Origin of the sequence: Arenimonas sp., from assembly GCF_019459675.1 — a bacterium.
In the GTDB taxonomy this organism is placed as follows: domain Bacteria; phylum Pseudomonadota; class Gammaproteobacteria; order Xanthomonadales; family Xanthomonadaceae; genus Arenimonas.
Map to the genome: position 1 here is coordinate 1 of NZ_JAIBFH010000112.1, position 14,020 is coordinate 14,020.

The window sequence follows — 14,020 nt, forward strand, 5'->3', positions numbered from 1 at the left end:
CGTTCGGCGTGCGCCTGCAGGAAGGGCCGCGACAGCCGGGTCAGCTCGCGATGCTGGCCCAGCCAGTCGCGCAGCGGGTAGTCCTGGCCGCTCACGCCGATGCGCGCGCCGCCGTCGAGCTTGAGCTCTTCAAGCACGGCGTCGACCAGCGCGGGCGGGTTCCTGGGCCAGACGCCCAGCGCATCGCCGGGCAGGTAGCTCAGGCCGGAGCCTTCCAGGGAAATCTCGACATGGCGCACGTCCTTGCGGCTGCCGCGGCCGCTGAGCCGCTGGTTGGCGAGCACGGGCGCCGCGAAGGGCCTTTCGCGCGACCACGGCGACACGGCGGCGGTTGCCCGCAGGGGTGTCACCGAGGCCATCGGAGCGGCCGACCTGAGCGTTTCCCTGGCGGCGTCCAGCGCCTGCGCCCGCCAGGGGGTGGCGACGGTGTCCAGGTCGAGGTCGGCCTCACCGCGCGCGAACAACCGCTGTGCGCCCAGCGCTTCGAGCCGCGCATCGATCTGGCGGCCGGTGACGTTGAACTGCGGGTAGCTCGAATCACCCAGCCCCAGCACGGCGAACTTCAGGCCGGGCAGTGCCGGCGCGCGCTTGCCCAGCAGGTGTTCGACGAAGCCGCGGGCGTCATCGGGCGGATCGCCGTCGCCCTGGGTGCTGATGACGACGTACAGCAGCTTCTCGGTCGCCAGCTCCCGCACCGGGTAGGCGTCGGCGCGCAGCAGCCGCACACCCAGGCCGGAGGCCTCGGCTTCCTGGGCCAGCAGTTCGGCCAGGCGCTTGGCGTTGCCCGTCTGGCTGCCGTACACCACCGTGAGCCGGGCGGAGGCCTCCACCGCGGCGGCGGGACGCATGCCGGGGCGTGCGGCGAGGCCGGCGGCATAGCCCGACAGCCACCACAGGCCCGGAGCGTCCAGACCGTCGGTCAGGCGCGCCAGCAGGTCCACCCGGTCCTGGGGCAGGGGTGGCACGGGCAGGCTGGCGACGACGGGAGGCATGGGTGCGGGCTCTGGTGCGGGTTATGGCCAACCTACCCGCGCGCTCCGGCGGCCGGAAAGGATCAGGCGGCATGGCCATATGCCCGGCGCTCATTACCCGATGACGGGGGCAAAACCCTTATCCTTTGGCCATGATCACCGACCACGCCCTGTCCCATCTCGATCGCCTCGAAGCCGAAAGCCTGCACATCCTGCGCGAGGTGGCGGCCGAATTCGGCAACCCCGTGATGCTCTATTCCGTGGGCAAGGACAGCTCGGTGCTGCTGCACCTGCTGGTGAAGGCGTTCTATCCGGCCAGGCCGCCCATGCCGCTGCTGCACGTGGACACCGGCTGGAAGTTCCGCGAGATGATCGCCTTCCGCAACCAGCGCGCCGCCGACACCGGCGTCGAGCTGCGCTGGCACACCAACCCCGAGGGCCTGGCCCAGGGCGTCAACCCGATCAGCCACGGCGCCACCGTGCACACCGACGTGATGAAGACCCAGGCGCTCAAGCAGGCGCTGGACCTGCACGGTTTCGACGCGGCTATCGGCGGTGCCCGGCGCGACGAGGAAAAGTCGCGGGCCAAGGAGCGCATCTTCTCGTTCCGCAGCGCCCAGCACCGCTGGGACCCGAAGAACCAGCGGCCCGAGCTGTGGGACGTCTACAACACGCGCATCCAGAAGGGCGAAAGCGTGCGGGTGTTCCCGATCTCCAACTGGACCGAGCTGGACGTGTGGCTGTACATCTACCGGGAAAACATCCCGGTGCCGTCGCTGTACCTGGCGCGCGAAAGGCCGGTGGTGGACCGCGACGGCGCGCTGATCATGGTGGACGACGAGCGCCTGCCCCTGCGCGAGGGCGAAGTGCCGATGCTCAAGCGCGTGCGCTTCCGCACCCTGGGCTGCTACCCGCTGACGGGCGCCATCGAGTCCGAAGCCGACACGCTGGAAAAGGTGATTGCCGAGATGCTGGTGGCGCGCAGCTCCGAGCGCCAGGGGCGGGTGATTGACCACGATCCCACCGCTTCGATGGAAAAGAAGAAGCAGGAGGGTTACTTCTGATGGCCACTGCTTCCGATATCCGCCAGTACCTGCAGCAGCACGAGGACAAGCCGCTGCTGCGCTTCATCACCTGCGGCAGCGTGGACGACGGCAAGAGCACCCTGATCGGGCGCCTGCTGCACGACACCCAGCTGCTGCTGGACGACCAGCTGGCCGCGCTGGCCAAAGACAGCCTGCGCCACGGTACCCAGAACGGCGAAATCGACTTCGCACTGCTGGTGGACGGCCTGGCCGCCGAGCGCGAGCAGGGCATCACCATCGACGTGGCCTACCGTTTCTTCAGCACCGAGAAGCGCAAGTTCATCGTTGCCGACTGCCCGGGCCACGAGCAGTACACCCGCAACATGGCCACGGGCGCTTCCACCGCCGACCTGGCCGTGGTGCTGGTGGACGCACGCAAGGGCCTGCTGACGCAGACGCGCCGGCACAGCTACATCGTTTCGCTGCTGGGCATCCGCCACGTGGTGCTGGCGGTGAACAAGATGGACCTGGTGGGCTACGACCCGGCGGTGTTCGACGCCATCGTCAGCGGCTACGCCGAACTGGCCAGCACGCTGGGCATCGCCACCGTGCAGCCCATTCCGCTGTCGGCGCTGAAGGGCGAGAACCTGCTGCAGCCGTCGGCCGCCATGCCCTGGTACACCGGCCCTTCGCTGCTGCAGGCGCTGGAGCGCGCCGACATCACCACGCTCGACACCGCCTCGCCCATGCGCCTGCCGGTGCAGTGGGTGAACCGGCCCAACCAGGATTTCCGCGGCTTCGCCGGCACGCTGGCCACCGGCACCGTGGCGCCCGGTGACGAGGTGGTGGTGCTGCCTTCGGGCCGCCGCACCCGGGTCAAGCGCATCGTCACCGCCGACGGCGACCTGCCGCGCGCCGTGGCCGGGCAGGCGATCACGCTGACGCTGGCCGACGAAGTGGACGTGAGCCGCGGCGACGTGATTGCCGCCGCCGGCGATCCGCCGCAGGTGGCCGACCAGTTCGCCGCGCACCTGCTGTGGATGGACGAACAGGCGCTGCTGCCCGGTCGGCCCTACTGGCTCAAGATCGGCGCGCGCACGGTCACCGCGCAGATCACCGACATCAAGCACAAGGTGGACGTGAACACCCAGGCCGAGCTGGCCGCCCGCCACCTCGACCTCAACGAAGTGGGCTACTGCAATCTCAGCCTCGACCAGGCGATCGCGTTCGAGCCGTATGCCAGCAGCCGCACCCTGGGTGGCTTCATCCTGATCGACCGCCAGACCAACGCCACCGTCGCCGCCGGCACGCTGGACTTCGCGCTGCGCCGCGCCGCCAACATCCACTGGCAGCACCTGGACGTGGACAAGACCGCGCGCGCCCGCATCAAGGGCCAGACCCCGCGCGTGCTGTGGTTCACGGGCCTGTCGGGCTCGGGTAAGTCCACCATCGCCAACCTGGTGGACAAGCGCCTGCATGCGCAGGGCTTCCACACCTTCATCCTGGACGGCGACAACGTGCGCCACGGCTTGAACCGCGACCTGGGCTTCACCGACGAGGACCGCGTCGAAAACATCCGCCGAGTGGCCGAAGTGGCCAAGCTGATGAGCGACGCCGGGCTGATCGTGCTGGTGAGCTTCATCTCGCCGTTCCGGGCCGAACGACGCATGGCGCGCGAGCTGTTCGCACCCGGCGAGTTCCTGGAGGTTTACGTGGACACGTCGCTGGAAGAGGCCGAGCGGCGCGACCTCAAGGGCCTGTACGCCAAGGCGCGTGCGGGCCAGATCCGCAATTTCACCGGCATCGATTCGCCCTACGAAGTCCCCGAGCACCCCGAACTGGTGCTCGACACGTTGAATGAAACGCCCGAGGCGCTGGCGGGCCAGGTCATGGCGCGCGTCCTGGCCGACTGAAAATCGGCCCCCGGCGCCGGTGTTACCGCGCGAGGCGCGCCGCGAGAACGGCCGCGAATCGCGCCGCCGCGCCTTCGCCGTACGGCAGGAACACCGAGGGCTCGGTCAGCTCGAGCTCCAGCAGCTGCGGACCGCTGTCGGACGGCAGCAGGTCGACGCGGGCGTAGGCCAGGGTGTCGAACGGCAGCGCCGCCAGCACCCGGGTGGCCACGTCCAGCTCCGCCGCGGACGGCTGGCGCGGCGTGATGCTTTCGGCCTTGAACAGGGCGCTGGTGGGATCTTCGCCGCGCTTGAGCAGCGGCGCCTTGCGGATGGCGTGGCTGAAACCTCCCTGGAAAAACAGCAGCGCGGTTTCGCCCTGTTCGTCCACGGCTTTCAGGTAGGGCTGCACCAGCACGTGCCGGCCCTGGTCGAGCAGGCGTCTGGCGTGGGCGATGGCGGCGCTGCGGTCAGCGTGCAGGTAGCGCTGGGCGTCGCGCGATCCGGCGCCCACGGTGGGTTTGACGACGAACTCGGCCAGTTCGGGCAGCGCGGCCGGGTCGTCGCCCGGCGCCAGGAAGTGGCTTTCGATCACGGGCAGGCCGCGTGCGGCGAGCTCGCCCAGGTAGCGTTTGTCGGTGTTCCAGCGCACCACGTCGGGCGGGTTCCACAGCGTGGTTTGTGTCGCGGTGCGGTCGCACCAGGCCAGGAACTCCGGCAGGCGATCGACATAGTCCCAGGGCGAGCGCAGCAGCACGGCGTCGAAGCGGGCCCAGCTCACCGTCATGTCGTCCCAGGCCACGATGGACGTCTGGATGCCGGCCTCGGCGCAGGCTTGGCGCAGCGGCTCGAGGTCTTCGTCCAGGCCGAACGCGGCGATGGCGGTGGCGAGCGCAAGCTTCATCGCTGGCTCAGAGGCCCTGGTAATTGGGACCCGCGCCGCCTTCCGGCGTGACCCAGGTGATGATCTGGTACGGGTCCTTGATGTCGCAGGTCTTGCAGTGCACGCAGTTGGCGGCGTTGATCTGCAGGCGTTTGCCGGTGGGCTGGGCGGCGTCGGCGACGATTTCGTAAACACCCGCCGGGCAGAAGCGCTGGCAGGGGTTGCCGTACTCCTCGGCGCACTGGGTGACGCAGATGTCGGTGTTGGACACGCGCAGGTGCACCGGCTGGTCTTCGTCGTGTTCGGTGGCGGCGAAGTACACGCCGGCCAGGCGGTCGCGCGGGGCCAGGGTGCGTTCGACGTAGTCGCGCTTGGGCTGCTCGGCCACGTCGAGTTTCTGAAGGGAATTCCAGTCGGGCTTGCAGCGCCAGGTCCACGGCGACAGGCCGGCGGTGGCGGTTTCCCAGGCCGAGTTGACCAGGCCGAACCACAGGCCCTTCTTGAAGCCCGGCTTGATGTTGCGCACCTTGCGCAGCTCGGCCATCGCCGGCGACGCGCGCAGCTTGGCGTCGAACCCCGCGCTGGCCAGCGCTTCGGACTGCGCGGCCAGGTGTTCGGCGGCCAGCATGCCGCTGCGGAAGGCCTGGTGGGTGCCCTTGATCTTGGGCACGTTGAGCAGGCCGGCGCCGCAGCCGATCAGCAGCGCGCCGGGCATTTCCACTTTCGGCAGCGACTGCCAGCCACCGGTGACGATGGCGCGCGCGCCGGCGCTGAGGATGGTGCCGCCTTCGAGCAGCGACTTCACCAGCGGGTGGTTCTTCCACTGCTGGAAGGCCTCGTAAGGCTGGTAGTTCGGGTCGCGGTAGTCCAGGCCCGACACGTAGCCCAGGGCCACCTGGTTCTTGTCCAGGTGGTACAGGAAGCTGCCGCCGTAGGTGTGGCTGTCGGCCGGCCAGCCCAGCGTGTGGACGATCTTGCCGGGGGCAACGCGGCCCTCGGGCACCTGCCACAGTTCCTTGATGCCGATGGAATAGTTCTGCGGATCGGACTGCGCGTCCAGGCCGAATTTTTTCACCAGCTGCTTGGTGAGGTGGCCGCGCGCGCCTTCCGCCAGCACGGTCACCTTGGCCTTGATGTCGATGCCCTGGGTGTAGCCGGGCTTGTGCGTGCCGTCCTTTGCCACGCCCATGTCGCCGATGCGCACGCCGCACACGGCGCCGGCGTCGTCGTAAAGCATCTCGGCCGCGGCGAAGCCGGGGTAGATCTCCACGCCCAGCGCTTCGGCCTGCGGCGCCAGCCAGGCGCACATGGCGCCCAGGGAGACGATGAAGTTGCCGTGGTTGTTCATCTGCGGCGGGACGATCGGCGACTTGGTGCCGCCGGTCTTGGTGAGGAACCAGAATTCGTCCTGCGTCGCGGGCACGCAGACCGGCGGCGGATTGTCGCGCCAGCCCGGCAGCAGGGCGTCCAGCGGGCCGGGCTCGATCACGGCGCCCGACAGGATATGCGCGCCGATGGTGGACGCCTTTTCAATCACGCACACCGACAGCTCGGGCCGCAGCTGCTTGAGCCGGATCGCGAACGACAGGCCGGCCGGGCCTGCGCCAACGGCCACCACGTCATATTCCATCACGTCACGTTCGGTCATCACGGAAACTCCATACGCTGAAGTCTGGATTGTCCCGGTTTGCCCGCGAGCGGGCAATCAAGGACACTTCGAAGGCCCCCATGGATCCGGAACGCATCCGCATGACCGCCAGCCCCGATGCCCTGCGCCAGGCCCCGCTGTATCGCGTTCTGCACGCGTTGGCCCGAGGCGAAACCAGCAGCGAGGCGCTGACAGGCGCCTGCCTGGCGGCGATCGCGCGTGACGGCCACCTCAACGCATGGACGTGGGTGGACGCGGCGGGTGCGCTGGCCGCGGCCCGTGCCAGCGACGACCGGCGGGCGGAGGGCAAGCCGCTGGGCCGTCTTGACGGTGTGCCGATGGCGGTGAAGGACCTGTTCGACGTGGCCGGCATGCCCACCAGCCTGGGGCTGCCCGGTCATGCCGGGCTGGCCGAGCGCGACGCGCACGTGGTGCGCCGCCTGCGCGGCGCCGGCGCGGTGTTCCTGGGCAAGACCAATCTTGATGAATGTGGCTTTGGCACCGTGGGCCGCAATCCGCACCACGGCGACGTCCGCAATCCTGTGTTGCCCGGCCTTTCCTCGGGCGGTTCGTCCGCGGGCTCGGCGGCCGCGGTGGCGGCCGGCCACGCGGTCGCCGCGCTGGGCTCGGACACGCTGGGTTCGGTGCGCATCCCGGCCGCTTTCTGCGGCCTGGTGGGCCACAAGCCCACCTTTGGCGAACTCAGCTGCCGCGGTTTGGCCGCCGGCCTGCGCCGGCTGGACTGTCCGGGCCTGATCACGCGCACGGTGCAGGACGCGGCGCTGCTGCTGCCGGTGTTGGCCGGCTACGACGCCGGCGACCCGCGCTCGCGCAAGCGCCGCGTGCCGCTGGCGCCGCCCGACTGGGTGCCGGGCGAACTCAAGGCCGGCGTGGTGGCCGACCTGGCCGCACTGGGCGTGGATGCGGCCGTGGTGGAGAACTTCAGCGCCGTGATGGCGCGCGTGGCGCCGGTGTTCGGCAGCGCGCTGCCGGTGGCGCTGGAAGTGGCGCCGCTGGAAGTGGCGGCTACCCGCCGGGCCGCGCTGCTGCTGATGGAGGCCGAAATCCTGGCCGCGCACGAGCATCGCCTCGACGGCGCGTCGCCGCGGCTGCGCGAGCTGCTGCACTTCGCCACCCGCAAAAGCGCCGCCGACTTCGCCCGCGCCGACCGCCGCCTGGACGAACACGTCGTGCAGGTGCGGCGCCTGTTCGAACAGTTCGACGTGCTGCTGCTGCCCACCACCGCCACGGCGCCGCCGGCCTATGGCGCCGACGAACCGGCCAACCTGGCCGACCTCACGGCCCTTGCTTCACTGGCCGGCTGTCCCGCTCTCAGCCTGCCGCTGCCCGGCGGCCTGGGCCTGCAGCTGGTGGGCGCCCCCGGCAGCGACCTGCGACTGCTGGAGCTGGGCCAGGTCATCGCCGCCGTAGCCGACACCGGCGAGTAGAAAATGTACCGGGTACATTTTCAGCGTTGATAAGGCCGGGTGGTGGTGATGCTTTTTCCAGACAACTTGCCGGCGCTTGCGGACGCGCAGCTTTGGTTCGAGCCCCAGTGGCTGGCGGTGTCCGAAGCCGATGCGCTGCTTGAGGCGCTGCGCGGGCAGATTGCCTGGGAAACCCACCGCATCAAGCTGTTCGGCAAGGAACATGATTCGCCGCGGCTGAGCTGCTGGATTGGCGACCCGGGCGCCAGCTACGTGTACTCGCGCGCGCGTTTCGAGCCCCGGCCGTGGCCGGCGGCGCTGGCGGAGCTGCGGCCGCGCATTGATGCGGCCAGCGGCGTAGCGATGAACAGCGTGCTGGCCAACCTCTACCGCAGCGGCCAGGACGCAATGGGCTGGCACAGCGACGACGAGCCGGAGCTGGGCGCGCGCCCGATGATCGCTTCACTGAGCCTGGGCGGGACCCGACGTTTCCGCTTCCGGCACCGGCGCGACCATTCCAGGACCTTCGCGATGGAGCTGCCGCACGGCAGCCTGCTGCTGATGTCCGGCGACACCCAGGCGAACTGGCAGCACGCGCTGCCGCGCACCGCGCGCGCGGTACCGGCGCGGCTGAACCTCACCTTCCGTCGGATCCAGGCCGTGTCGCCGAGCGCCAGCCCGTAACGAACGGCCGTGCCCCGTGCATCGCCAGGCCGGCGAGGGCCGGCCACGACAGGCCCGTGCGCACGGCTTACTTCGCCAGGGTGCTGGCTTCGTGCTGGCGGCCTTCGATCAGCGTCCAGCCCACGACGTCGGTGCCCAGGTCGGACATGGCCTGGCCGAAGGCCGCGACGATATCGTCCACTTCCGGGGTACTGCCGGCCACGGCGTGCCGGAAGCGCTTGCTGGCCACCAGGCCGCCGCCGCGCAGCTTGACCAGGCGCGCCTGCACTTCGATCACCGCCTCGGGCTTGTCGCCCTGGTAAACCGTTTCGAACTGGCGGACTTCGATCCACAGCCCGTAGTCACCGCGCGTGCTGCCGCCGCCGAAGCGCGTCACCGAGCCGACCCGGCCGGAGTCTTCGAAGGCCTCCACCAGCGCCGTCTGCAGCAGGTCGGGGGCGTTGTCCGCCCAGCGCGCACCCTTGTAAGTCTGGATCTCGTTGGCCCGGGGCCGCACGGCGATGCGCGGCGAATCAAGCATGGCGTTGGCGGCATGCACGCCCACCGACACCGACCAGTCGGCCTTCGGCCACGACGGATCCACGGTGACGGCGGTGGCGGGCGAATACACCGTCACGTCGGTCTTGGGGCCGCCGATGGAGCCGCAGCCGGCCAGCAGCAGGGCCAGGGCAGCGGCGATGAACAGGGAAGCGCGGCTCATGGTTCAAACTCCTCGGGTTGCTCGCGGCCCAGGATGAATCCGGCCGGGTTGGTCTCGACTTTGTCGGCCAGGTCATCGAGCTCGCGGATCAGCGACCGCAGCTGGCGCATGGTCGGCCCCACCTGGCCCAGGCCGTCGTTGCTGAAGTCGGCGATGGCCTGGCGGTTCTCCGACAGCATGTCGTTGGCGTTCTGGCTGGTGCTTTCCAGCTGCGCCAGCGTGCGGTCGAGCTTGGCGACGATGTCGGGCAGCTTCTGCACCACGCCCTGGTCGATGCCGACGATGGTTTTGTCGGCGCTGGCCAGCGTGGCCTCGAGTTTTTCGCTGGCGGCGCGCGCGCTGCGGATCAGGCCGGCGATCTCCTCGCGCTCGCCGGCGATGGCGCCGGTGACCTGGTCGAGCTGTTCCAGGGTGCGGGTGACCCGAGCAACGTTGTCGTCGCTGAGCAGCAGGTTCACGCGGTCGACGATCTCGCTGGCGGTGGCGGCGATGTTCTGCAGCGCCGACGGCTCGCTGGGGATGGTGGCCACCCGCATGCCTTCGGGCGCTTCCAGCGCGGGGCTGCCGGGGCTGCCGCCGGTGAGCTGGATCACGGCCGTGCCGGTCAGGCCGGTGAGGGTGAGCTTGGCCCGCGTGTCGGTCTTGATCGGGGTGTCGGCCGACAGGCGGATGCGTGCCACCACCTTGCGCGGGTCGTCGCGCACCAGCGAGAGGTTGCGCACGCCGCCGACGCTGATGCCGCTGTAAAGCACCTGGCTGCCCACGCTCAGTCCGGTGACGGCCTCCTGGAAGACGATGTCGTATTCCTGGAATGATTTCTCGGTGGTGTACTTGGCGGCCCACAGCGCGAACAGCACGGCCAGGATGAAAACGCCGAGCGTGAAGGCACCGATCAGTACGTGGTTGGCGCGAGTTTCCATGGTCAAGCCTCCTTGGCTTGGGCGGCCTGCGCAGCGCGTCCGCGCGGGCCGTGGAAGTATTCCTGCACCCAGGGATGGTCGAATTGTTCCACTTCGGCCAGCGGGGCATTCACCAGCACGCGGCGGTCGGCCAGCACGGCGACGCGGTCGCAGATGGTGTACAGGGTATCGAGGTCGTGGGTGATCAGGAACACGGTGAGGCCCAGGGCGTGCTGCAGGGTCTTGATCAGGGCATCGAATGCGGCGGCGCCGATGGGGTCAAGGCCTGCGGTGGGTTCGTCCAGGAACAGCAGCGCGGGATCCAGCGCCAGCGCACGGGCCAGCGCGGCGCGCTTGCGCATGCCGCCCGACAGCTGCGCCGGCAGCTTGGCGCCGGCGTCTTCGCCCAGGCCGGCCATGCGGATCTTGAGCATGGACAGGTCGTGGATCATGTCGTCAGGCAGTTCGCCGTAGTGTTCCTTCAGCGGCACCGCGACGTTCTCGGCCACGGTGAGCGAAGAGAACAGCGCGCCGTTCTGGAACAGCACGCCGGTATTGCGCTCGATCACGCCGCTGTCGCGGCCCGCCTGCGAAAGCGCGTCCACGCCCAGCACCTCGATGCTGCCGCCCTGCGGATCGCGCAGGCCGAGGATGGCGCGCATCAGCACCGACTTTCCGGTGCCAGAGCCACCGACCACGCCGATGATTTCGCCGCGGCGCACGTCCAGGTCGAGGTCTTCGTGCACCACCTGGCGCCCGAAGGCGTTGCGCAGGCCACGCACGCGGATGGCCGGCGCCTGTTCGTCCACGACGGCGCCGTTCACCAGTCCATCTCCATGAAGAACAGCGCCGCGAAGGCGTCGATCAGGATCACCAGAGAAATCGACTGCACCACGCTGGACGTGGTGCGCTCACCCACCGACTGGGCCGTGCCCTGTACCTGGAAGCCCTCCAGGCAGCCAATCAGCGCGATCACCATCGCGAACAGCGGCGCCTTCACCATGCCCACCCAGAAATGGCGGACCGACAGCGTTTCGTGCAGGCGCGTGATGAACATTTCCGGCGTCAGGCCCAGGCTGGCGATACTCACCGCCATGCCGCCGGCAATGCCGGCGATCATGGCCAGGAAGGTCAGCAGCGGCAGCATCACCATCAGCGCCACCAGGCGCGGGATCACCAGCAGCTCGATCGGGTCCAGGCCCAGGGTGCGGATGGCGTCGATTTCCTCGCCCGACTGCATCGCGCCGATCTGCGCGGTGAAAGCGCTGGCCGTGCGTCCCGCCAGCAGGATGGCGGTCAGCAGCACGCCGAACTCACGCAGGAAGGCCACGCCCACCAGTTCCACCACGAAGATCTCGGCGCCGAAATCGCGCAGCACCGTCGCGCCCAGGAAAGCGATGACCGCACCGATCATGAAGCTCAGCAGCACCACCAGCGGCACCGCGTCCAGGCCCACCTGCTCCATGTGCGCCACCGTGGGCGTGAGCCGGAACCGCACCGGGCGCAGCGCCACGCCCAGGCCGGTCTTGAGCGTCAGGCCGAGGAAGCCCACCAGGGCCAGGGTTTCGCGGGTGTAGTCCTCGACGGCGTAGCCCATGCGCGCGAGCATTTGCCGCACACCATAGTCCTTGCGCTTGACCCGCGGCGGGTTTTCGCAGATGGCCTGCACGGTCTGGGTCAGCGAGTTGAAGGCGGGCTGCACTTCCACGGTGGCCAGGCCCAGGCCGACCTTCACCGCGTAGCGCGACAGCATCATCGCGCCGGCTGAATCGAGCCGGGAAATGTCGCGGCCGTCGATGTCGCTGGCGCTTTCGGGCGCCTGGCCCAGCAGCGCCAGCAGCTGCGTCGCGTTGGCCAGCGTCCAGTCGCCGCTGGCCACCAGGATGCCCGGGTGGCTCTGGCTGGGTTCGATGCTGGGCCGTTCGCTCATTCCGGGTCGCTTTCCTCGGGGATACCCAAACAACGGGCAAGCAGGCCGGGTCAGGCCGCGGGCTGAGCATGAGGATAGCTGGCGCGGGCGGCGACGGGTACCGCGTGCGCTGCGCGGGGAAGGCGCGGTTCAGGCGCCGCCTGAGTGCCGCCGCCGATTCATGCCATGCTTTCACCCATGACAACCCCTGTCCTGACCAGCCAGGCGACCTACGAAGCACAGACGGCATTCGTTGCCGAGCTCGCCACCCGCCTGCATGCCTATGGCACCTCGGCCCAGCGCCTGGAGGGCGCGGTGTCGGCCGTGGCGCATCGGCTGGGCCTGGAGTGCGAGATCTGGTCCAACCCCACGGGCATCATCTTCAGTTTCGCCGACCCGGTGCGCGGACAGCAGAACGGCATCACCCGCGTGATCCGACTGGAGCCGGGTGACCAGAACCTGGGGCGCCTGGCGGCCACCGATGCGATCGCCGAGGACGTGCTGGCCGGCAAGCTGGACCTGGTGTCGGGCTTCGCGGCCCTGCGGGCGCTGGACCGGCCGCCGCGCCGCCGCGCGCAGGTGCTGACGGCCCTGAGCTTCGGCCTTTCGGCCGCCGCCGTGGCCGGGCTGCTGAGCACCGACTGGCCCGACGTGATCACCAGCGGCAGCATCGGCGTGCTGATCGGCGTGCTTTACGTGCTGGCTGCCGGTCGCCCCCGTCTTGCCGAGGGGCTGGAGGCGATCGCGGCGCTGATCGCCACGCTGCTGGCGGCGGCGGTGGCCACGTTCATCGAACCGCTGTCGCTCAAGACCGTCATCGTCGCCTCGCTGATCGTACTGATGCCCGGCCTGACGCTGACCAATGCCATCAGCGAGTTGTCCAGCCAGCAGCTGGTGTCGGGCACCGCACGTTTCGCCGGAGCGCTGATGAGCCTGATGAAGCTGACGTTCGGCACCGTGGCCGCGATGCAGCTGGTTCGCCTGCTGGGCTGGGAGCCCATGGAAGCCGCGCCGCAGGCGTTGACCTGGCAGGCCGAGATGGCCGCGCTGCTGGTGGCGTCGTACGCGTTCGCCGTGCTGTTCCGGGCCTCGGGCCGCGACTACCCGCTGGTGATGGCGTCGGTGGTGCTGGGCTACGCGCTGACCCGGGTGGGCGGTGAAGTGCTGGGCCTGGCGTCCGACAACTTCGCCGGCGGCGCCTTCTTCGCCAGCATGGGCCTGGCGGTGGTCAGCAATGCCTATGGCCGCTGGTTCAACCGGCCGGGCGCGCTGATCCGCGTGCCGGGCATCATCCTGCTGGTGCCGGGCAGCGTGGGCTTCCGCAGCCTGAACTTCGTGATGGAGCGCGACGTGTTCCTGGGCCTGGACACGGCGTTCGCGCTGCTGTCGGCGCTGATTGCGCTGGTGGCGGGCCTGCTGTTCGGCAACCTGATCCTGCCCTCGCGCCGCAACCTCTAGCCGCTTACGCCGCGGCGCAGGCGCCGTCAGCGGGCAATCAGGAAGTCTTCGAGCTTGCCGCCCTGGGCCAGCTGCGCCGAAAGCCACTTGGGCGGCATGCCGCGGCCGGCCCAGGTTTCGGCCGGGTTGGCGGGATTGCGGTACTTGGGTTCGACCTTGACGCCCTTCTGGCCGGACTTCTTGCCCGGGGTCTTCCTGGCAGCGGTCGACACGCCGGCTTTCTCGCGCACCATGCGAGAGGTGCCGAACAGTTCGTCCACGCTGTAGCCCTCGGCCTTGGCCAGCGACACCAGCTTCTTGCGCACGGCCGCCACCGGCTTGCGCTTGGCGAGGGTTTTCTTGCGCTGGTTGGCCTTGGCGATGAGCGCCTGGAGTTCCTTGGCCGAGAGGCCCTCGAGATCGATCGACATGGAGGCTTCCTTGGTGGGTGCCGCGGCGGCTGCCGCATGCGCCGATGGTAGCCGCATCCCAAGGCCCGCACAAAACGGGGCCCGGCGATGGCCGGGCCCCGTCGTGTAAACCGA

13 protein-coding genes are annotated in these 14,020 nt (G+C 69.5%); 5 read left to right on the forward strand and 8 right to left on the reverse strand.

Annotation, left to right across the window (positions count from 1 at the left end; all coding sequences use genetic code 11):
* On the reverse strand, positions 1–992 hold a 992-nt coding region (locus tag K0M70_RS03990), incomplete at its 3' end, for a sulfite reductase flavoprotein subunit alpha (protein WP_290779581.1).
* 134 nt (positions 993–1,126) lie between these two features.
* Here K0M70_RS03990 and cysD point away from each other — a divergent pair.
* Positions 1,127–2,035: a sulfate adenylyltransferase subunit CysD gene (gene cysD, locus K0M70_RS03995; RefSeq protein ID WP_290779609.1), complete on the forward strand. Its 909-nt coding sequence runs from the start codon at positions 1,127–1,129 to the stop codon at positions 2,033–2,035.
* Entirely contained in the window at positions 2,035–3,909 is a 1,875-nt protein-coding gene (gene cysN / locus K0M70_RS04000) for a sulfate adenylyltransferase subunit CysN (protein ID WP_290779583.1), read from the forward strand. Before cysD ends, cysN begins: the two co-directional genes overlap by 1 nt.
* A gap of 22 nt (positions 3,910–3,931) precedes the next feature.
* On the opposite strand, the gene K0M70_RS04005 is transcribed toward cysN, so the two are convergent.
* On the reverse strand, positions 3,932–4,792 hold the full coding sequence (locus K0M70_RS04005) for a hypothetical protein (protein WP_290779586.1): 861 nt from the start codon (positions 4,790–4,792) through the stop codon (positions 3,932–3,934).
* A 7-nt stretch (positions 4,793–4,799) separates the two neighbouring features.
* Entirely contained in the window at positions 4,800–6,419 is a 1,620-nt protein-coding gene (locus K0M70_RS04010; RefSeq protein ID WP_290779589.1) for an electron transfer flavoprotein-ubiquinone oxidoreductase, read from the reverse strand.
* 80 nt (positions 6,420–6,499) lie between these two features.
* On the opposite strand from K0M70_RS04010, the gene K0M70_RS04015 reads away from it, so the two are divergent.
* Together K0M70_RS04015 and K0M70_RS04020 are read left to right on the forward strand one after the other, a co-directional pair.
* On the forward strand, positions 6,500–7,867 hold the full coding sequence (locus tag K0M70_RS04015) for an amidase (RefSeq protein ID WP_290779592.1): 1,368 nt from the start codon (positions 6,500–6,502) through the stop codon (positions 7,865–7,867).
* 48 nt (positions 7,868–7,915) lie between these two features.
* Positions 7,916–8,530: an alpha-ketoglutarate-dependent dioxygenase AlkB gene (locus K0M70_RS04020; protein ID WP_290779595.1), complete on the forward strand. Its 615-nt coding sequence runs from the start codon at positions 7,916–7,918 to the stop codon at positions 8,528–8,530.
* Positions 8,531–8,597: 67 nt separating this feature from the next.
* Here the strand turns inward: K0M70_RS04020 and K0M70_RS04025 are convergent, their stop codons facing one another.
* Genes K0M70_RS04025 through K0M70_RS04040 form a run of 4 tightly spaced genes read right to left on the reverse strand, consistent with a single transcriptional unit; the run spans position 8,598 to position 12,059 of the window.
* On the reverse strand, positions 8,598–9,230 hold the full coding sequence (locus K0M70_RS04025; protein WP_290779596.1) for an ABC-type transport auxiliary lipoprotein family protein: 633 nt from the start codon (positions 9,228–9,230) through the stop codon (positions 8,598–8,600).
* Positions 9,227–10,150, reverse strand: coding sequence for an MlaD family protein (locus K0M70_RS04030; RefSeq protein ID WP_290779599.1), 924 nt, complete (start codon positions 10,148–10,150; stop codon positions 9,227–9,229). Before K0M70_RS04030 ends, K0M70_RS04025 begins: the two co-directional genes overlap by 4 nt.
* 2 nt (positions 10,151–10,152) lie before the next feature.
* Positions 10,153–10,953, reverse strand: a complete 801-nt coding sequence (locus K0M70_RS04035; protein WP_290779600.1) for an ATP-binding cassette domain-containing protein — start codon at positions 10,951–10,953, stop codon at positions 10,153–10,155.
* Complete coding sequence (locus K0M70_RS04040) at positions 10,950–12,059, reverse strand: ABC transporter permease (protein ID WP_290779602.1); 1,110 nt, start codon at positions 12,057–12,059, stop codon at positions 10,950–10,952. The genes K0M70_RS04035 and K0M70_RS04040 overlap by 4 nt, the downstream gene beginning before the upstream one ends.
* Before the next feature lie 177 nt (positions 12,060–12,236).
* Between K0M70_RS04040 and K0M70_RS04045 the strand changes: the two genes are divergently transcribed.
* Positions 12,237–13,496 carry a threonine/serine exporter family protein gene (locus K0M70_RS04045; protein ID WP_290779603.1) on the forward strand — a complete coding sequence of 420 codons (1,260 nt, stop codon included), beginning with the start codon at positions 12,237–12,239 and terminating at the stop codon, positions 13,494–13,496.
* Positions 13,497–13,522: 26 nt separating this feature from the next.
* On the opposite strand, the gene K0M70_RS04050 is transcribed toward K0M70_RS04045, so the two are convergent.
* Entirely contained in the window at positions 13,523–13,906 is a 384-nt protein-coding gene (locus tag K0M70_RS04050; RefSeq protein WP_290779606.1) for an H-NS histone family protein, read from the reverse strand.
* Positions 13,907–14,020 lie beyond the last annotated feature (114 nt).

Bases quoted from the DNA above. Each gene is read 5' to 3' on its own strand.
- K0M70_RS04025 (WP_290779596.1), bottom strand. From the start codon at position 9,230: ATGAGCCGCGCTTCCCTGTTCATCGCCGCTGCCCTGGCCCTGCTGCTG.
- cysN (WP_290779583.1), top strand. From the start codon at position 2,035: ATGGCCACTGCTTCCGATATCCGCCAGTACCTGCAGCAGCACGAGGAC.
- K0M70_RS04030 (WP_290779599.1), bottom strand. From the start codon at position 10,150: ATGGAAACTCGCGCCAACCACGTACTGATCGGTGCCTTCACGCTCGGC.
- K0M70_RS04005 (WP_290779586.1), bottom strand. From the start codon at position 4,792: ATGAAGCTTGCGCTCGCCACCGCCATCGCCGCGTTCGGCCTGGACGAA.
- K0M70_RS04050 (WP_290779606.1), bottom strand. From the start codon at position 13,906: ATGTCGATCGATCTCGAGGGCCTCTCGGCCAAGGAACTCCAGGCGCTC.
- K0M70_RS04020 (WP_290779595.1), top strand. From the start codon at position 7,916: ATGCTTTTTCCAGACAACTTGCCGGCGCTTGCGGACGCGCAGCTTTGG.
- K0M70_RS04010 (WP_290779589.1), bottom strand. From the start codon at position 6,419: ATGACCGAACGTGACGTGATGGAATATGACGTGGTGGCCGTTGGCGCA.
- K0M70_RS04040 (WP_290779602.1), bottom strand. From the start codon at position 12,059: ATGAGCGAACGGCCCAGCATCGAACCCAGCCAGAGCCACCCGGGCATC.
- K0M70_RS04015 (WP_290779592.1), top strand. From the start codon at position 6,500: ATGGATCCGGAACGCATCCGCATGACCGCCAGCCCCGATGCCCTGCGC.
- K0M70_RS04045 (WP_290779603.1), top strand. From the start codon at position 12,237: ATGACAACCCCTGTCCTGACCAGCCAGGCGACCTACGAAGCACAGACG.